Origin of the sequence: Paraburkholderia pallida (genome assembly GCF_004524855.1) — a bacterium.
In the GTDB taxonomy this organism is placed as follows: Bacteria; Pseudomonadota; Gammaproteobacteria; order Burkholderiales; family Burkholderiaceae; genus Paraburkholderia; species Paraburkholderia oxyphila.
The window spans coordinates 638,267-657,741 of record NZ_CP038149.1 but is presented as its reverse complement, the minus strand read 5'-3'; the positions used below and the strand labels follow the sequence as shown (position 1 = coordinate 657,741).

The following is a 19,475-nucleotide window of genomic DNA, read 5'->3' as shown; positions in this document are numbered from 1 at the left end:
CGCCTGGTGAAGTAGGCCAAGCTTTGTCGGAGAGCATCCATGAACCAGACTCAAGGCACTGTGGGAATCGAAAACGAAGAGAACAACGAACAAAAGAATCAGGACGGAAAGCGGAAATTCCTCCTCGCCACACTCGTTTCCGCGCTGGCCGTTGCCGGGGTCGCCTATGGTGCCTACTACGCACTCGTTCTTCGCTATCACGTCGACACCGATGACGCGTATGTGAACGGTAACGTCGTTCAGATTACACCGCAGGTGACGGGTACCGTTGTAGCGGTGAATGCCGACAACACGCAGATCGTCAAGACGGGGGAGCCGGTCGTGCGGCTCGACCCCGCCGATACGCGAATTGCGCTGCAGCAGGCCGAAGCGGACCTCGGCCAGACGGTGCGCCGCGTGCATGGCCTCTATGCCGACGACGACCAGTACCGTGCGGAGATCGCGGAACGGCAGTCCGACCTGAACAAGGCACAGGACGACCTGCGCCGCCGGCTCGCAACCGGCGTCACGGGTGCGGTTTCGGAAGAGGACATCTCGCACGCCCGCGACGCCGTCAACAACGCGAAGGCCGCGCTCGACGCCGCGACTCACAAGCTCGGCGCCAATCGCGCGCTCACGGCGAACACGACGGTCGATCAGCATCCGGATGTCCTGGCAAGCGCGGCACGGGTACGCGATGCCTGGCTTGCCTACTCGCGCACCACCTTGCCTGCGCCCGTGACCGGCTACGTCGCGCAGCGCACGGTGCAAGTCGGGCAGCGCGTTTCTCCGGGCACGCCGCTCATGTCGGTGGTTCCGCTCAATCAGGTGTGGGTGGACGCCAACTTCAAGGAATGGCAGCTCCGGCACATCCGCGTGGGGCAGCCGGTGGAGCTGACGGCGGACGTCTATGGCTCGTCGACCGTGTATCACGGCAAAGTGGTCGGCTTCACGCCCGGCACGGGCTCTGCACTCGCGCTCCTGCCGGCGCAGAACGCCACCGGTAACTGGATCAAGGTGGTTCAGCGCCTGCCGGTGCGTATCGAGATTCCAGTCGAAGAACTGCAAAAGCACCCGCTGCGTGTCGGCCTGTCAATGAACGCCGACGTCAATGTCAAGGACGCAAACGGCCCGCAACTCGGTGCGGACTCCACTTCGACGTACCAGACCAGCGTATTCGTCCACGATGGCGACGAAGCCAATGCAGCCATTGCCGGCATCATCAAGGCAAACGACTAAGGCGACGATGATGAATTACCAGGCGTGACGATTCACACTGCGCTAAGGACTGCCACTCATCTCTGGATTGCCATGACTACCAGTCATCAGGAATATCCGCCCCTCTCGGGAGCCGCCCTGACTCTCGGCTCGCTGTGCGTGGGCCTCGCGGGCTTCATGACCGTGCTCGACTCGTCGATCGCCAACGTCGCCATTCCCACCATCTCGGGTAACCTCGGCGTTTCCGGCGACGAGGGCACGTGGGTGATCACGGTGTTCGCCGCCGCGAACTCGGTAGCGATCCCGTTGACCGGCTGGTTGACTCAACGCTTGGGGCAAGTGCGCCTGTTTGTGGGGTCGATTCTGCTGTTCGCCTTTGCCTCGTGGTTGTGCGGCGTTGCGCCAACGCTCCCCATCCTGCTGATGGCGCGGGTATTTCAGGGTGCGGTGGCCGGCCCGCTGATTCCCATGTCACAAGCACTGCTGCTCAGCTCATGGCCCAAAAGCAAGTCGGCGCTGGCGCTTTCGTTATTCTCGATGATCGTCGTCACAGGCCCCATCGTCGGGCCAGCGCTGGGCGGCTGGGTGACCGACAGCTACAGCTGGTCGTGGATCTTCTACATCAATATTCCTGTGGGGCTACTTTCGGCGGGGGGGTATGGGCGCTCTACCGCCACCGCGACACGCCGCGCAAGAAGCTGCCAGTTGATATTGGCGGGTTACTGCTGCTGATTGTCTGGGTGGCGTCGCTTCAGGTGATGCTGGACAAGGGCAAGGATCTGGACTGGTTCTCGTCGAATACCATTGTCGTGCTTGCGATCACGGCAGCGGTGGGGCTTGCGCTCTTTATCATCTGGGAGCTCACGGACAAGAATCCGGTGGTGGACCTGACGTTGTTCAAGCAGCGCAATTTCCTCGGTGGGACCATCTCGATCGCCGTGGCATATGGGATCTTCTTCGGGACGCTCGTGTTGCTTCCGCAGTGGATGCAGGAGTACCTGGGCTACAGGGCGGTGGACGCGGGGCTAGCTACAGCGCCGCTGGGCATCTTCGCGGTGATAGGCGCGCCGATCATGGGCAAGATCCTGCCGCGCTCGGACGCCCGCATCATCGGCACCTGTGCATTCGTGGGCTTCGCCATCGTGTACTACATGCGCTCGTTCTTCTACACGGACCTGAGCGAAGGCTACATTATCCTGCCAACGCTGCTGCAAGGTATCCCGATGGCGCTTTTCTTCGCACCGCTGACGGTCATCATCCTGTCGGGCCAGCCGCCTGCGAAGGTACCCGCGGCGGCCGGTCTCTCGACCTTCGCACGGATGTTCTTTGGCGGAATCGGAACCTCGATCGCGAACGTCATCTGGAACAACAGAACGATTCTTCATCATGAGATCCTGACGCAGCAATCGAGCGCGACCAATCCGATGTTCAACCAGCAACTGGACGCCTATCATTCGCTGCTCCATCTCGGTCAAGGGGCCTCGTACGCACTGTTCGATCAGGTGGTTCAGAGTCAGGCCGCGATGATGGGGTTGAACGACGTTTTCTACGGCTCTGCACTCGTGATGCTCATCATCATTCCGTTGATCTGGATCACCAAGCCGGGCAAGTCGGCCGCTGGAAGTGACGCCGCAGCCGCAGCACATTGAGCAATGCGTTCAGGCATCGCGATGCCAGGTGCTGCCCGGCAATGCCGTATGCCGTGCGGATGTACGATCCGCACGCGTCGTCACGAGTACCCGCCCCCAAGGCGATCCGGACGACCGCAGCCTCGAATCGCTCGCGGCCACGCCGACGCACATCGTTGCAATGTTGGGCGAGCCAGGCAGTTCATGTTTGCCAATGCTCCCATGGGCGCGCGGACCCAGGCGCGCGCGCGCCGTTGAGGACGATCAGGTCAATGGAACGGCGGTCGCAGCATTGAAGCAAGTTTCCCGACCACAGCGCTGCCGGTACAGAATTGATTGCACGTTCAGAACCGTTTTCGTTTGCAAAGCGCAATGTTGATGCGTCACGATCCAGACCAGTCTTATTTGAAAAAGCGCCCGCCCATCATTTTTTACAATCTGTTTGTTATCAATAAGTTATCCGTTACCCTCAGACCAAATTTCGTTTGCGAATCACCACGATACGCTACGACGCCAGTGGCGCGAACAACGGCCCGCGCGTGGGAGATTCCGCGCGGGCCCTAGCCGTTGTTCACGGAGTTATCGCACTTTTGTGCAATTTCTGGCGGCTTTTTTCAGAGAGAAGCTACCCATCCCTTAAGCGGCGTTACCCGGATCGATCGGTTGATATTCGAAGCTCGGCCCCACGTGCAATTTCGGGTTGGGAATACCGGCCATCATCGCTTTTGCCTGACCTTTCAATGACATCATCAGGCCGATCGCGGTATTGAATTGCGCGCTCGTCGCCGCGCCGTTGAACAGCTGGTGCAACACCAGCAGCAAACTCGTATAGGCGTAGTTGAAGTTATTGCACGCGAGCCGCTGGGCCGAGTTCGGCGGATACGAGGCGAGCGTGGGATTGGTCGGCACCGGATAGACGCCCTGAGGATCGAACGGCACCGCTTCGCCCGTATACGCATAGCCGGGTTCGATGCCGGGTGTCTTCACGAGCCGATGCCCCTTCGCGATCTCCATGAAGCGATAGTAGTGCGCGTAGCCGCCGCCCACGACCGCTTCCGGCGACGTATGCGTGCCCTCGCCCTGCTCCACGATGGTCTCGATCGCCCGGCGCGCCGTCATGACGTCGTACACCACGACCGACTCGCGCATCAGCTCCGGGCCGACCTGATTGCGCGGCGGCTTCGCGAACGCGCCATCGCCGAGCTGCTCGATCGCCGCAAGGATCGCCGCATAGAACTGGCCGATCGTAATGGGCGCGGTGGCATCGGCCGCCAACAGGGCCGCCGACGGAAAATCCAGCGGGTCCTCGGGCTGCTCGATCGTGATGAACGCCTGCAGTTGTTCGCTCGAAAACGGCGCGAGATTGACAGTCAGCTCGGCCTCGACCCCGCCGGGCAGCGGCCCCGGATAGGTCGGAATGAAGCCCGGCTCGTTAATCACAGGCGAACCGCCCAGCGCGTTCATGACGTTCGAGGCCAGCGTCATGTGCAGCATTTCCTCGATCACGACCGAGCTGAGAATCCCGGCGATCGCGCCGTTCTTCGCGGGATCGAGCGAATATAGCGCGTACAGATAGAGCGGAATCGTCGAGTGCTCGAGCTCGATCGCCTGCTGCAAGGCCACGCACACCGACTGGCGCGTCACGGCCGGCGCCGTCAGTCCGCGCAGCACGGCGCGTTTGAGATGAATCATTTGCTTTCTCCGGATTGTGGGTTGGGCACTTCGGCGCGTTAGCGCATCCTCAACGGCTGATCACGCGCCGCGCGATCGCCGCGCTCTTGCCGCCGCGGGTTTCTTCCGCGCGCGCCGCGGCGCTCGCCGCCAATTCATCGGCGGTGAGTGTGACCGCGCGCAGCTTGCGCGCGGGCGCTGCCGTGCCGGGCAGCGGCGCGTCGAGAAAGGCGAGAATCGCGTCGCGCTTGGCCGGCGACAGATCGCGCGTGACCGGCATCGCGTTCGGATCGGCGGGATCGAGACCGAACGCGAGCTTGAGCAGCCCCGCATGGGCGACGACCTGGTCGTAATCGGCGAGATCGAGAAAACGCGCCATGACCGGATACAGGTTCGCGTACTGCTGGAAGATCGGATGCATGCTGTCCCAGGTGATGGGCGTCGACGCAACGAAGCGGCTCCACAGCAGAATGCTCACGAAATTCCATTGATTGACCGGTCCCGAATATGCCGCCGTATCGGCGAGGCTCGCGCGAATCCCGTAGACCTGGCCGTCGATGCCAAAGTCCTCGCCTTGATTGAAGTAGCGCGGCGTGCCGGGGTCGCTCGTGCCGAGCGTGAGCAGCGCGCGGCCGTTGGCGTCGGTCGTGAGCGTGCCCGCGAACGTCGTGGAGAACGGCGTCACCGTGTGGCCGTCGACGAATTGCAGCGCCGCGAGCGGCGTCGCCACTGGCGGCACGTCGTTCGGGTCGATCGAATTGCTCGGCTGCAATTGCGAATCGTCGGCGACGATGCGCAGCGCCGCGCCCGCCAGCGGCCTGCCCCATTGCGTCGCATAGAACGGCACCTCGATGCGTTCATGCGGGCTGCTGCGAAACACGTAGTTGTCGGCGCGCACGAACGCACCGCTCGCCCACTCGCTGATCGTGATTTCCGCGCCGCCGCTGAGCGTGAGCGGGGCGTGCTCCAGCGCCGCGAGCTGCGCGGCCGTCAGCGGCAGCGCCACGACGCCCGCGGTGCGCGCGTACCACGACGGATCGCTCACGTAACCGTGGGCGCCGTGCGCCGCGACGGTGCCGAGCGCGACCTGTCCGTGCGCCGACGCCGCGCTCAGCACGAGATCGCCCAGATCGTTGAGCGCACCGCCAGGCGTGCCCGTGCTCAGCGCATTGCCGAGGTCGAGCAGAATCGCGCTCGACGCGCGATCCACCTGCGCCGCGAAGAAATTGATGCCGCCCACGGGAATGAAAAAGTTGTTGCCGGGCTTGCCGTTCGTCATGAACTGGCGGCCGGGCACGAAATGTTTCGGCTCGTCGGGCGCCGACGGGCCGATGGTGCCCACGATGCGCCCACACATGAATTGCGGCGAGCGAAAGTCGAGATTGATGCCGTCGACGTTGAACTTGATCGACAGGCGCTCGCCGCTGGCGCGCAACGCGCGCAGAAACGGCGAGCCGTCCACGTCGCCCCATTGCAGATTGACGAGCACCGATTGATACATCGCACCGCCGACGGCGTCGCCGTGCGTGCCCGATGCCGTCGCGCGATTCCAGATGTCCATGAACGCGGCGGGCTCGAAGTCGCCGCACAGCAGCGCATTGCCTTGCGCGTCGACGATACGCACCTGCAAGCCCCAGATCTGCGAAACGAGTTGCTGCTCGGGGTCGAGATCGACGAGTTTCGCGCAGACGCGCGAGCCGGAATCGGCGATCAGATAGTCGAGCACGGGGTCGTTCGCGCCAACCGGCCCGGCCTGCGTCGACGCCGACGTGATCCGGCAGTTCAGCAACCGCCACGCGGCGTCGCCGGTCGGATTGAACCAGCCGTTGAGGTCCGTGCCCTTTTGCGGCAACTGATAGCTCGGCAGAAATGCCGCGTTGTCGAAGTGCCCGGGGTCGTTATTGACCGTGGACACATTGGCCTGAAACTGGCCCGCGAAATGCAGGCGGAGGGGGTTCAGATAGCTCATCGATCTTCCTCGTAGTTGCGGTTCCGCCGCCACGGCGGGTTCAGAACGGCTTGATCAGTCCAATCGCGTTGCCTTCGGGGTCCGTGACCATCGCAAACGTGTAGCCGTCGACGACGGTCGGATCGACGAGGCGCTTGCCGCCAGCGCGCACGGCGCGCTCGATCGCAGCATCGAGGTCGTCGACGCGCAAATAGAAGTGCGTGCCAGGCGCGTAGCCCGGCGTATCCGGCTCGGTCTGGCCGATGCCGCCGAGCAGCGGCGTCGTCTGCAACGCGAACGGCACATAGGCGAACCCCGATGCGCCGAGCGCGTACTGCCAGCCGAACACCTCGGTATAGAAGCGCGTGAGCGCGGCCTGATCGCGCGCGATCACCTCGAACATCACGCCGGGATGCCGGTTCGCCGTGGCCGCCTGCGAGGACGCCGGGGACGGCGACGCACCCGCCTCGCCGGGACGCACGAAGCCCGCGAGCGTCACCATGAACTCGACGAAGGTGAACGGCGCGCCGTTCGACTGCACGAACAATTCGCCGTGCTCGCGCACGAACGACGTGAACACCGGACCGCTGACATGACGCTGGAACGCTTCGGCGTCGCGATAGATTTCGAAGAACAGCACCGAACGCGCGTCGACGGGCGGCAACGACTGGAGCGTCGTCCCGACGGCATGCGGGCGATGCACAAGATAGACAAGCGTGTCGGGTTCCTCGCGCTCGACCGCAGCCGCGAGCGCGTGCAGCGCCGCGTCGGCGGCCGCTTCGCAACCGGGACGGATAAACCATGTCGACGTGAGACTGAGGCGCTGCGCGGTGGGCAGTATCATGGCGTGCCTTCAAGAAGATGTGGAGAAGCGTGCGGCGCAATTATTTCGTAGTGCGACTCAATCGCCGCGCACGTAACGTTGCGCGACGCGCGTGAGCAGCGCGCCGCCGACACCGGCGAGCAACCACGCGGGCTGCGCGGTGAACGCCGTGAGCACGATGCCGTCGCAGAGCGCGATTGCAGCGAGCATCCACGGAATCACGGGCCATGCGTAGCGACCGCCGGGCGCGCGATTTTCGCGTCGCGCGACGAACGTGAGCAACAGCACCCAGACGCCCTGCACAGCGCCCGCGAACCAGACCGGCCCCGCCACCGCGCCCTCGAGCGCCAGCGCGGTGACGACGTAGACGAGCACGCGCGCGGCCGCCATCGCGAACACCGTCGACGCAAAACGCTTATGGAACCGGTCGTAGAACGCAATCACGGCGAACAGCGCCGCGCCGCCCGCGAGCCCTTCGCGATGCGGCGCGAGCAACAGGCAGCCGAGCGCGAGAGCGAACAGCGCGACGGTGGCCGTCTGCGCGCGCGCGAGCGTAATGCGGCCCGCCGGGATCGGCCGGTAGCGCTGATGCACGCTGTCGTAGCCGAGATCGCAGAGATCGTTGAGCGCCATGCCACCGCAATAGAATGCCGACAACGCGAGCGCGAGCAGCACGACGGCCGCGCCCGACGCGGGCGACGCGGCGCCCGCGAGCACTGCGGCGGTCAGCACGTTGCTCCACACGGTAGGCAGATTGCTCACGCGGCACAGCGCGAGCAGCGGGCCAACGCGCCCGATCGACGAAAGAGTGCTCATGATGGCTTCAAGGCATGAAAAGGTGATCGAGCAGCAGCGCACAGACCTCGGTCGCGGCAATACGCTCGCGCGTCACGCGGCCGGGTTCGGAACTCATCACGATGGGCGCGTCGCCGTCGGCATGAGGACGGATGCCGTGCGAGCCGCGCACGAGCGACGCATCGAGCGGGATCACGTCCATCGTGTAACGCATGCCGAGCGCCTTGCGCAGCAGCCTCGTGCCAATCTTCAACGCCGGAAAGCGCAGCGCCGGGTCGACGAACAGCTCCGCCGGATCGTAGCCGGGCTTGTTGTGGATATCGACAGTGCGCGCGTAATCGGGCGCGACTTCGTCGTCGAGCCAGAAGTAGTACGTGAACCAGCTGTCCGGTTCCGCAAGCAACACGAGCTCGCCCGCGCGTGCGTGCGCGACGCCGTGATGGCGCTTGCCGCTTTCGTCGAGGACTTCGCCCACGCCCGGCAGACGCTCGCACAGCGCCCGTACCGCGGCGAGATCGCGATGCTCGCGCACATAGACGTGCGCGATCTGATGGTCGGCGACCGCGAACGCGCGCGACGCGCCGGTATCGAGCGTCTCGCGGCCGAGATCGTGTTTGATCGCGACGAGCCCTGCTTCGCGCAACGCGCGATTGATATGGACCGGGCGCGTGACCGGCACGATGCCGTATTCCGACAACACGACGACGCGCACGCCACGCTGCGTGAGCGCGTCGATCAGCGTGCCGCAGACCGTGTCGATCTCGCGCAGATCGGCGTCGATGTCGCCGTTCGGGCCGACGCGCTGCAAGCAATAGTCGAGATGCGGCAGGTAGATGAGATTGAGGCTCGGCGCATAGTCCGTTTCTACGGCAAGCGCGGCGTCGGCGATCCATTGGCTCGACCGGATGCTCGTGCGCGGCCCCCAGAAGTCGAACAGCGGAAACTGCCCGAGCCGTTCGCGTAACGACGGGCGCAGCGCCGCCGGTTGCGTGTAGAAGTCAGGCAGCTTGAGACCGTCCGCGCAATAGAGAGGACGCGGCGTGAGCGTGATATCGGCCTCGGTCGCCATCGCGTACCACCAGAACGTATTGGCGCACGTGAACGACGGGTCGCGCTCGCGCGCCATGTGCCAGATGCGCGGCGACTGCACGAGCCGGTTGCTCTGCCGCCACAGGAGCACCTGATCCAGCTCGCGGAAATACCAGCCGTTGCCGACGATGCCGTGTTCGGTCGGCAGCACGCCGGTCAGATAGGTGGTCTGCGCGGAACAGGTCAGCGCGGGCAGCGTCGCGTCGACCACGGCCACCTCGCGGCCGAATGCCGAGAGTCTCGGCATCCGCGCGTCGAGCAGATTGCGTGTGAGTCCGACGACGTTAATGACGGCTGTGCGCTGCATCGAGCGTCCCCTTGACCCAGTCGAGTTCGCGCGCGATCGACGCGCCCAGCGAGTCGAGCCGCAGCGCGGCGGGCAGCACGCCGAAGCTATAGGTTTCGACTTCGAGCGGCGTGCCGGCCGGAATGCGCGGCAGCGCCTCCTCGAGAAAGAATCGCGTCGTGTCGACGCCACCGATACGCTCGAGAAAGATCGGCACATGAAAATGCACGCGGCACTCCTCGGGCGTCTCGCCGCGTTCGAGCCAGCGCGCGAGGCCCGGCAGATCCGCGAAGCGCAGCAGCTCGCCGTCGCGCCGTTGCAGCACGGCCTGATGCAGATACGTGGGTTCGTCGAACGCCAGCAATTGCGCCACAGCCGCGCCGCTTGCGCGCAACGCCGACGACACCTGCACGCGCGCGATCGCGATGCCGGCCCCGGCGATCTGCGCGAGGCTCTGCGCGGGCGATTCGAATTCGACAGCCTGATGGCAACAATCGAAGCACAGCCCGATATGCTCGGTGAGCGACGCCGGAAAACGCATGCGCTCGAAGAACGCGAGCGCCTCGGCGGTGCGTTCGATCACGCAGTGCGGCTCGGGCTCGATCGCGAGACGAATCCACGGGCCGCCGCGATCGCGCACGCGCGCGAAATGCGCGAGCACGTCGACAAGATGGGCGCGGACCGTCGGCCAGTCGGCGGCGTCGAAGCCTTCGCGGAACGCGACCGGCACGGTCGAGATCGACGTGAGCGCCTCACGCGGCGACCAGCGCGCCAGGATGTCGGCGAGCCGCTTCGTGTAGGCGACCCGGCGCGCATCGCGCCAATCGGGCAGATAGGCACGCTCCTTCACGGCCGCGCCGTGGAAGACGCCGTACGGAAAGCCGTTGACCATCAACACGTAGCATTCGTGCTCGTCGCACCAGCGCGAGAATGCGTCGATCGCGGCGTCGTCGAGTTCGTCGGCGGCACGCGCGGACAGTCGCAAGCCGAGCGGAAACGGCGCGTCGGGCGAGCAAGCGCGCCGCGCCGCGGGCACGTGATCCTCGAGATTGAGCATCACGTCGGCCCAGCCGTCGCCGGGATGGATGTTCGTGCAATAGGTGAGCGGATACGCGCGGCTCATCGCTCGACCTCGGCGTGGGTCTCTACCTGAATCTCGGCGTGGGTTCCGGCCTCAAATTCAGCAGCCACGTGCTCACGGTGCGCGCAGCGCAGCGCATCCACGCAGCCGCGCATCACCGCGACGTCGATGCGATTGACCTCGACGCCGCGGCCGATGCTTTCGAGCAGCGTGATGCACAATTCGCCGCCCAGGTGCTCGCGAAAATCGTTGAGCGCGCCCGCGACGTCGAGCATGTCGAGCGCCGCGTCATCGAGCACGAAGCCGATATCGCGCAGCGTGTCGAGCACGAGATCGGCCTGGGCCCGCGTCAGCAAGCCGATACGCTGCGAATAGACCACGTCGAGCGCGATGCCGATCGCCACCGCCTCACCGTGCCGCAAGCGATGGTGTGACAACTCCTCCAGCTTGTGCGCGGACCAGTGCCCGAAGTCGAGCGGACGCGCGCTGCCGCGCTCGAACGGATCGCCGGAATGACGGATCTGCGCGAGATGCAGTTGCGCGCAGCGCACGATCATCGGCTCCATCGCATGCGGCGCGAGCGCGGCAAGCGCACGCCGGTCCGCGTGCAAGGCGCCGAAGAATTCCGCGTCGCGAATCAACGCGACCTTGACAGCTTCCGCGATGCCCGCGCGGCGGTCGGCGACGGGCACGCTGTCCAGCAGGGCGAAATCGTTCACGACCGCGAACGGCGGCGCGAAGGTGCCCACGAAGTTCTTGCGGCCGTGCCAGTTGACGGCGTTCTTCACGCCCACGCCGGCGTCGTTCTGGCCCAATACCGTCGAAGGCAGGCGAATCAGCCGCACGCCGCGATGCGCGGTGGCCGCCGCGAAGCCCACCGCGTCGAGCAGCGCGCCGCCGCCGATCGCGACCACATAGCTGTGACGGCACAAACCGTGCTCGCGCGCGAAGTCGTAGAACACGCCGACTTCGTCGAGCTCCTGCTTGACCGCTTCGCCGCCGCGGACAATCCATGCGGGACGCGCGAGCTCGAGCGCGTCGGCGTGGGTCTGCGCGTAGCGCTCGATTGCCTGTGGATACTCGGGACACGCCGCGACGATGGCCGCGTCGATCGCGGACAACACGCGCGCCGGGCCACGCCCGCGCTCACGAGGCCGCAGCAGATCGGCGAGCACGCTATTGGCGGGCGCGAACGCGTCGCGCGTGAAGCACACCGGATAACTGTAACGAACGTCGAAGATCTGGTCGATGCGATGTTCGAGCATGAACGCTCCGTGGGCTGATGAGGAGGTCGCGGCGGTCGGCGCAAGCGTCGTTCAGTTCGGCACCGGTTCGTCCACACGCGGCACTTGCCCGCGCAACACCGAGTTATCGGAGAACAGCTGACGCTGATCGAGCGACGGCGTGCGATCCAGTTCGGCCGTATCGATCTGCCGCGACTGGCCATAGGCCAGCAGCGCATTGCCCCACGTGACCGCTTCGACCGCCGCCGCCGGAATGCCTCGCTCCAGCATGAGGCGCGCGGTCTTCGGCACCGACAACGGATCGCTCACGCCCCAATCGGCGGAACTGTCGACGATGATCCGCTCCGGGCCATACTGGCGCACGATTTCGACCATCCGTTCGGATCCCATCTTGGTGTTTGGATAGATCGTGAAGGCCGCCCACGCGCCCGCGTCGAGCACGTCGCGCACGGTCTCCTCGTTGTTGTGATCGACCACGAGTCTCGTCATGGGCACGCCGTGCTCGCGCGCCACGTCGATCGAGCGCCGCGTGCCGAACTTCTTGTCGCGATGCGGCGTGTGCACCATCACGACCATGTCGTTCTGGTGCGCGAAATCGAGCTGCGCCTGATAGGCGTAATCCTCCGCAGGCGTAATTTCGTCGTAACCGATTTCGCCGATCGCCACGACGCCTTCCTTGAAGGCGAATTGAGGAATCAATTCGAGCACGTCGCGCGCGAGCGCCTCGTTGTTGGCCTCCTTTGAATTCAGGCCGATCGCGCAGTAATGCGCGATGCCGAATTGCGCGCAGCGAAACCGCTCCCACCCCACCAGGGCCGAAAAATAATCGATGAAGCTGCCGACGTTGGTGCGCGGTTGTCCGAGCCAGAACGCGGGCTCGATCACGGCGCGGATGCCGGCGGCCGCCATCGCCTCGATGTCGTCAGTGGTGCGCGAGCTCATGTGGATGTGTGGATCGAAAAATCTCACGGCGGCGTCCTCGTGGTCAGTGGAGAAGTTGCAGTGCGTCTTGCGTGAAGCCGCGAGCGCGCGCCTCGCTCAGGAAGTGCGCATGCTTCTCGAACAGGCCGGCCAGCCAGTTCGCGTTGTCGCTCAACGCGCCCGCCCGGCCGAGTCCGAGCAGCGCGCCGCGCTGGCCTTCGACGCTGCCAAGCAAGGCTTCCTCGTGCAGCGCCTCCAGCCCGCGCTCGCCAGCATGCGGGCCGAGACACAGCCAGATTTGGGGCGGCACGCTGCGTCCGGCGCTGCGGCGTTCGTCGACGAGATCGAGGGCCATGCGCGCAAGATCGGCGGACAGCCGCGCGTCGAGCCCGACGATGCGCCACAGCGGCACGTCGATGAACACCGCCTTGATGACTAGCTGCCGCCAGCTCACGTCGTCGAAATGCGTGGCCGGATACGGCGAATCGCAGGCCACAGCTTCGAACACCGTGCGCATATTGCTGCGGCACCCTTCGCCCGCGCGTGCGACGAAGCGTCCGCCGTCGGGCAGCAAGGGCAGCGCGCGATAGAGTGCGCAAGCCTCGCCGTGATCGGCGAAGCAGAAGGCATGTTCGTAGGCAAGGGCAAATGAAGCGTCGAGGAGATCCGGCGAGGCCAGCAGCAAGGCGATGCGCAAGGCGTCGAGCTCGCTCCAGCGGGTGGGGAAGCAGACGCAGCCGGCGGCGTGCAGCGCGCGCAGTTCGCCGGCGTCGAGCGCGAGCGCCGCGCTCGAGCGGGCGTGACGGCTGGCGAGTGCGAACAATTGTGCGCGCCGCCGGGCCGAAGCGCCGCCGCTGATTTCCGCCGACGCGGCATGAAAGAAGTCGAGCGCATCGGGCGACAGCCGCCTGTGCAGCCACCCGGCGACGCACGCGGTCAACGGCGAATGGAATGGGTTGGTCATGCCCGCTTCCTGGATCGTGAGAACAACTCGGTTCTTGTTTTGATCCGGCTAACGCCTCGCTACTGCGCCCACCACCGTGGCGCCGGTCTTTTCAATCCGGTCATCGACGCATTACGTTAGTAATCCTTTATATTTTGCGTGAAGATCACCCGTGCGCGCGGCCGGTTCGCGGAGCCTCACGAACATTCAAACCGCCGCGACCTTCACGCCAGGTTCGTCGATGAGCGCAGAGGATACTACCCGCCCCGGGGACCGATCTACCTATCAAAACAAGGAGGTTTTACGCGGACGCAGTCAAGTTGACACGCGCAGGCTTCGTGTCTACCTCGAGCATCGTTATCTTTACCCGCAAGATCGGCAGCATCAGGAAAACCCGTAGCCCGCCCAATTTGGATGCAACTCTGATACGTCGCAAAACATTAACTTGACTTGACCAAATGCTCGTGTAGAAATCCTCCAAAAAGTAAAAAACGTCATCCTTACCAGAGTGTATAAATCGGATTACTATTCATTATGCAAAAACTCTCAAATGACGCTGCGGTAAAGGTAGATAAAACGTCGTCTGCAACGCAGACTCCCAGTGCTCCTGTTTATCCTACCTACGGAGTTCACAATCCACCGCAATATAGTCCGTGCGCCGCACCGGACTGCCTGTATGGACGCGCGCCCGGCGAGCCTTCCGATCCGATCTTGCCGCTCTACTGGTCCGCGAAATGGAAGATGTATCGCGTGTACAACCGGTACACCGAGTATCCCCCGCCGTATGATGGTGTCCCGCCACATCCGTTGAAGGAAGGCGTGGATTACGAAGTATCCAGTGGCGCCAGCTATTACGACAGCACGTGGGTCGGGCCAAACGGCGAACGCGGCGCGATGATGGAGTATTACGAGGACCGCGCGCTGCCGATCTTTCCTGGCTCGAACCACTATAGTTGCGCGTACATCTCTCTCGGCGACAACGCGTACTTCCTCACCTTCGAGGAAAACCGCCCGGCCACCATGGTTCCCGTATGCCTGTTCTCGGCGCTGAACCATCCGCCCATGCGCGACTTCATCAAGCATCTGCCCTACAGCAAGGGAGACAGCGAGCGGCTCGGCGGACGCGTGCAGGGATATTCGTTCTGGACGAGCCCCGATGGGAATCGTCCGCCGATCCAGGTCGGCGCCAGTCCGGACCGCACGAAAGACGGCGCGGTGCTGTTCGGCTATGCCTTCCACAGCGACTGGACCGAAGACAGGAGCAACGGTGCCGAACCAGCACTGTATCGGCTGCCGCAGTCGTTTTATTTCTCCGGATGGCCGGCAGATCCGCCGAACGCGCCTATCGTCAGCCAGAACTTCTACGACTTCTCGTTCACGAAGCCCGACCCCGCCACGACGTGGGACCTCGTCGCACAGCTTGCGCAAGGACTGCCTATCCCAGTCTGCCAGTTCGGCTCTTGAGCCGTAGCGCTCCGGCGCACACCCAGCCGCTGTTTCAACGGTTGTGGTGCAAATCCGATCCGTCGGTCTGTTACCCTTGAGCTTCTGACCGGCATACGGTCTCGAATGCTACTGCACCGAAGCCTCCACGGAGGCCCGTCGCCATCTCGCGATGGTCAAGCAAGGTGCCCAGTTCGCCGCCCGTACATCACAAGGAGCAAGCCCATGTTTAAGTCGAAGCTACGCCGAGCGCTCGTCAAGGAGCGTCGCACCACGATGGATAGCCATCGCCTCGATCGTGAAGCTTCCGCGCAGCGTCAGCCTGGTGAGCCGCCGGAAGTCGAGCCGAAATCGGATGTGCCACGTTTTGGTGAGCGCCCGTCGCGCCACTGAGCGCAGACGGACTCGCGCGCGCGAATCGCATAGCACTTCGGTCCAGCACGGAATACCGGCCCCTCACCCGGCCGGATTTTCCTCGCTCGGATGCGGCACGTCGCCCCCCGCCGGCATCCCGAGGATGCTGATCTGGAACGTCGGCGTGGCCGCGAGCGATTCGAGGCTGGGGTCTTCCGGATAGCCTGGCAGCAACGGCAAGATCACCGAGCCCCCGATCACGGCGCGGCGGCTGTTGTCGGCCGGTTTCAGTCCCCAGACATCCTGGTAGACGAGCGGAACCGTACGGCCATCACGCACCGTGTTGCCGAGATAGAGCATGACGTGGCCGCCGATGTAGATCAGCGTGCGCATCGGCTTACCGTGCTGCGCGAGGTAGTCGAGCCGCGCCGCGGGTGTCAGCGACGAAAGGTCCGTCATGTCGCCGGCGAACATCTGCGCCGACGAATGGCGTGGCAGCCATACGCCGAGTACGGCAAAGATGCTCTGCAGTTCCGCCGAGCAGTCGTTGTCGAAGTTCGTGTTGCCCCAGCCGTACGGACGCCCGATCAGCGCCTTCATGAGCCTGGCGAGATGGCGCGGCGTTGCGGCGAGCGGCGCGGACACAATCGCGGTATCCGCGAGCGCGGCCATGCGCACGGCGGCGTGGCCGTCGATGTCGCGCACCGGCACGGCGACGACACGCGTGCCGGCCGACGGCGGCCCTTGCAGCGGCAATAGCGTGCCCGCAGGCGCAGCGAATCGAAAAACGCCACGCGTGTCGCGCAGGGCCGCGGACGCCTCGATCACGGCGCCGAGCGACTGTCCCGCCATGACGCGCCAGCGCGCGACGAATGCATCGTCGGCGAGGGCGAGTCCCCCGCTTCGCACCCAACCCTGCACGTCCGGAGTCTGCACGTAGGACCAGCCGCCATCCGCGCTCGTGCCAAGCACATAGAGCGGCGTGCCGGGACGCACGGCGCTCACCTGCAGGTTGTCGAAGGGGTAACCCTCGCCCGCGAAGTGACGGCTGTAGAACGACGGGTCGAGCGTCGGCAGCTCGCGCACGAGCAACGCGTCCGTCGCAATGGCGCGCCTGGCCGGATCGTATGTCGCTGCGCGGTCAAACTGCGACAGATCGACGTTCTGTGCAATCGCGTCGATCCACGCCTTCGTATGCGGACGGAAGTTCATGCCGTAGCCGATGCGGCGCGGCTCCTTGTTCGTGTTGTCGAACTCGTCGAGACGGCGCATCTGCAGCGCCGCTATGTCACTGCCCTTTTCGCTGTACACGCGGTTCCGGATGTAAGCGGGATTCCAGGGCGAAGGATCGTTCGGGCCAGCGCCGAAGTAGCGCGCAAAGAGCGCGTTGAACTGGGCGCGCTGCTCGTCGGGCGAGAGGAACGGGGTGTCGTAGCCGGGGCTTGATGGATCGAGCCAGTGATCGACGTTCTGGTCGTAGTTGTCGAGGGGGAAGAGCGAAACACGATCGACGAAGGTGGGGCGGCCGGCCGGTTGTGTCGCACTTTCCGGTGCGGCGGCCGGGCCGCTCGCGCAGCCGCTCACAATGCCTGAAGCTGCCAGCGCCGCGGCGAGCGCCCAGGTAGACGCACGTCGGGATGCGGCCCGGTGCGGAGCATTTCCGAACAGATGGCCGGAGGAACGAAAGAAGAAGTGCATGGATGAACAGGCCGTTCGACAAGGAGTCGATCATACCCCGAATGTCCGCACTGTCTGCCCCGCGCGTTGACGCGTGGGTGTTGGCCTTTAGCGGAGTCGATGCGGCGAAGTGTTCGTCTGGACCCAACATCGCGCCGCTCGTGGCCCGCGACACGCTGGATGCCGATTGCGCCGCAAGCCAGGCACACATGGGCACCCGGAGGAGTGGGCGCCCATCGGCACAGTCTTTGCACGACAACGCCTGCCCGATTCTCCCTCGCCGCCCATCCAACGGAGGCCAACGTGCTGGCAACGAAAGCGTTTACCGAAACCTGTGTCATTGACGGCATTGCCGTTACACTCACGTTCTTTCCTGACACCGGCGTATTGCGAATCACCGACGCAGTGGGTCGCCGAATTCGCGAGACGCGGTGGTCTTCGTCCTGGAGCAACCTTGTTACGACGCTCCGCGAGATTACCGCCCTTCCGGCGAAGGGCTAACGGTTGTTTGGCGAGCCGTTGCGCAGGTATGATCGCCGATGTGCGCCCCCCATCCCGCATGGCTTCAGTGATACGACCCACCCGATGTACGAATCTGCAAAACTCGCTGAAATCCTTACGCTAGCCGAAGTCGAGTCCTTGACCGACACAAGGACGTTTGCGCGCGGCAAGGCCTATTTCCATGATGGCGCCGTGTCCCGCCTCGATGTCCGCGAGGATGCGGTTCACGCTAGCGTAAGCGGCACTCACCGTTATCGGGTTCAACTCGCCGTTGGCGACAATGGCGCGCTCGCTTACGGCTGTAACTGTCCGGTGGGCGAGCGCGGGGCCTTCTGCAAGCACGCCGTTGCCGTGGCCCTCTCGTGGCTCGAAAACTCGGGCGAAGAGGTCTTTCACGTTGAAGAGGCCGATCAGGCAAAGCCGCGCAAAAAGCGAAAAACCAAAGCGGAGGTGATTCGCGAATACGTGGCCACGCTGAGCCACGACGCACTTCAGGGTCTATTGCTGGAAGCCGTCGAGCACGATCGCACCCTGCGCGACAGGCTACTGCTCGCCGCACGCTCCGAAGGGGCGACTGACCTGGCCGGGATGAAAGCAATCGTGAAGCAGGCAACGCAGATTTCCCGAGCGCTGCACTGGCACGAGGCCGGCGCCTACGCCGACGGCCTGATGTCGCTGCAAGACACGTTGCGTCGTTGGCTCGCGGGCGCCCATGCGGCGCAGGTGGTCGAGTTGTCGGAGCTGGCGATTACCACCGCACAAAGCAGTCTCGGGCATATCGACGACTCCGGCGGCGAGGTCATGCCCGCCATCCTTGAGCTTGCGGCGGTCCACCTCGAAGCATGCCTGGAGACCGGGCCCGACCCGGTAAAGCTTGCGCAGCGATTATTCCGGCTACAAATGGAAAGCCAATGGGGCCTGTTCTACGACGTGTTGCCGGCGTATGCGGAACCGCTTGGCGAGCGCGGGCTGGAACAGTATCGCCTGATGGTCGGCGAAGCCTGGGCGCAGTTTCCTGAACTTGCCCAAAGCAAGGAATCTGAGTATTCATTCGATGCGCGGCGCATGAAGGTCGAGAACGCGATGAAAACGCTCGCCGAACATGACGACGATGTTGACGCGCTTATCCAGATTCACGCGAAAAATCTTTCGAGTCCGCACCGTTTTTTGCTGTTGGCGGAGCTCTGCGTCGAACACGGACGCCCGGACGAAGGACTTGCGTGGGCGGAGCGTGGCATTGAGGAATTCAGCACGCATCTCGACTCGCGCCTGCTCAGCTTCTGTGTCGATGCGTATCTGCTGCGCGGCGAGTTCGATCGAGCCGACGCGCTCGCGTGGCGCCGTTTCGAAATGCACCCGACAGCAGAAGGATGGACAGCGCTGATGAAGGTTGCGTTGGCAACGGGACGACAGGGCAAAACCCGTGAGCGCGCACTCAAGCACCTTTGGTCACAGGTCGCGGAGAATGAATCGGCCTCGAAACCGGAGCACAGTTTGTGGCAACCGCATGCGCGCACCGAACTGGTCACGATCTTTCTCGCAGAAAACGCAAACGACGTTGCGTGGGATACCTTCTCTGGTGGCCCGGTCGCGATACGGCTGTGGCCGCAGATGGCGGCCGTTCGCGCCGGGACGCATCCGCGTGACGCCATCGCGCTCTATCAACGGCTGCTGCCGGTTGCAGTTGAGAATGGCACGTCCAACGCGCGATACGACGAGGCCTTTGACGTCGTGCGTGCCATCGGCAGGTTGCGGGGCAAGCTGGGCGAGCGCGTCGAATTTACCGCCGAACTGGAGCGGATTCGCGCGACGTATCGCGCGAAGCGCAACTTCATGAAACGGCTCGCCACCCTGCCCTGAAACTGCCCGCCAAC

At 64.4% G+C, this 19,475-nt stretch carries 14 protein-coding genes and 1 pseudogene; 5 read left to right on the top strand and 10 right to left on the bottom strand.

Going from position 1 to position 19,475, the window contains the following annotated elements:
* Positions 1-39 precede the first annotated feature (39 nt).
* Together E1956_RS18170 and E1956_RS18165 are read left to right on the top strand one after the other, a co-directional pair.
* Positions 40-1,218 (top strand): HlyD/EmrA/EmrK family protein, encoded by a 1,179-nt coding sequence (locus tag E1956_RS18170; protein WP_134751607.1) that lies wholly within the window; start codon positions 40-42, stop codon positions 1,216-1,218.
* Between the two features lie 72 nt (positions 1,219-1,290).
* A pseudogene (locus tag E1956_RS18165) lies at positions 1,291-2,846 on the top strand (DHA2 family efflux MFS transporter permease subunit).
* A 615-nt stretch (positions 2,847-3,461) separates the two neighbouring features.
* On the opposite strand, the gene E1956_RS18160 reads toward E1956_RS18165, so the two are convergent.
* The 9 genes from E1956_RS18160 to E1956_RS18120 are packed head-to-tail and all read right to left on the bottom strand — an operon-like array spanning position 3,462 to position 13,647.
* Positions 3,462-4,517 carry a ferritin-like domain-containing protein gene (locus tag E1956_RS18160; protein ID WP_134751604.1) on the bottom strand — a complete coding sequence of 352 codons (1,056 nt, stop codon included), beginning with the start codon at positions 4,515-4,517 and terminating at the stop codon, positions 3,462-3,464.
* 49 nt (positions 4,518-4,566) lie between these two features.
* Positions 4,567-6,465: a hypothetical protein gene (locus tag E1956_RS18155; RefSeq protein ID WP_134751602.1), complete on the bottom strand. Its 1,899-nt coding sequence runs from the start codon at positions 6,463-6,465 to the stop codon at positions 4,567-4,569.
* Positions 6,466-6,505: 40 nt separating this feature from the next.
* A complete protein-coding gene (locus tag E1956_RS18150) occupies positions 6,506-7,288 on the bottom strand; it encodes a VOC family protein (RefSeq protein WP_134751599.1) in 783 nt (260 codons plus the stop codon).
* A gap of 57 nt (positions 7,289-7,345) precedes the next feature.
* A complete protein-coding gene (locus tag E1956_RS18145) occupies positions 7,346-8,083 on the bottom strand; it encodes a UbiA family prenyltransferase (RefSeq protein WP_134751597.1) in 738 nt (245 codons plus the stop codon).
* A gap of 7 nt (positions 8,084-8,090) precedes the next feature.
* The gene (locus E1956_RS18140) at positions 8,091-9,458 is read right to left on the bottom strand and encodes an alkaline phosphatase family protein (protein WP_134751595.1); all 1,368 of its coding nucleotides are present in this window, start codon (positions 9,456-9,458) and stop codon (positions 8,091-8,093) included.
* Complete coding sequence (gene eboE / locus E1956_RS18135) at positions 9,436-10,560, bottom strand: metabolite traffic protein EboE (RefSeq protein WP_134751593.1); 1,125 nt, start codon at positions 10,558-10,560, stop codon at positions 9,436-9,438. The genes E1956_RS18140 and eboE overlap by 23 nt, the downstream gene beginning before the upstream one ends.
* On the bottom strand, positions 10,557-11,783 hold the full coding sequence (locus E1956_RS18130) for a 3-dehydroquinate synthase (protein ID WP_134751591.1): 1,227 nt from the start codon (positions 11,781-11,783) through the stop codon (positions 10,557-10,559). The genes eboE and E1956_RS18130 overlap by 4 nt, the downstream gene beginning before the upstream one ends.
* A gap of 51 nt (positions 11,784-11,834) precedes the next feature.
* Complete coding sequence (locus E1956_RS18125) at positions 11,835-12,731, bottom strand: TatD family hydrolase (protein ID WP_134751589.1); 897 nt, start codon at positions 12,729-12,731, stop codon at positions 11,835-11,837.
* A gap of 16 nt (positions 12,732-12,747) precedes the next feature.
* The gene (locus E1956_RS18120) at positions 12,748-13,647 is read right to left on the bottom strand and encodes an EboA domain-containing protein (protein ID WP_134751587.1); all 900 of its coding nucleotides are present in this window, start codon (positions 13,645-13,647) and stop codon (positions 12,748-12,750) included.
* 798 nt (positions 13,648-14,445) lie between these two features.
* Between E1956_RS18120 and E1956_RS18115 the strand changes: the two genes are divergently transcribed.
* Both E1956_RS18115 and E1956_RS46170 read left to right on the top strand, forming a co-directional pair.
* Complete coding sequence (locus E1956_RS18115) at positions 14,446-15,090, top strand: hypothetical protein (RefSeq protein WP_134751586.1); 645 nt, start codon at positions 14,446-14,448, stop codon at positions 15,088-15,090.
* 204 nt (positions 15,091-15,294) lie between these two features.
* The gene (locus E1956_RS46170; RefSeq protein ID WP_167760059.1) at positions 15,295-15,462 is read left to right on the top strand and encodes a hypothetical protein; all 168 of its coding nucleotides are present in this window, start codon (positions 15,295-15,297) and stop codon (positions 15,460-15,462) included.
* A gap of 63 nt (positions 15,463-15,525) precedes the next feature.
* Here E1956_RS46170 and E1956_RS18110 read toward each other — a convergent pair whose 3' ends face one another.
* On the bottom strand, positions 15,526-17,121 hold the full coding sequence (locus E1956_RS18110; RefSeq protein WP_134751584.1) for an SH3 domain-containing C40 family peptidase: 1,596 nt from the start codon (positions 17,119-17,121) through the stop codon (positions 15,526-15,528).
* 564 nt (positions 17,122-17,685) lie between these two features.
* On the opposite strand from E1956_RS18110, the gene E1956_RS18100 reads away from it, so the two are divergent.
* Positions 17,686-19,461, top strand: a complete 1,776-nt coding sequence (locus tag E1956_RS18100) for an SWIM zinc finger family protein (RefSeq protein ID WP_134751580.1) — start codon at positions 17,686-17,688, stop codon at positions 19,459-19,461.
* Positions 19,462-19,475 lie beyond the last annotated feature (14 nt).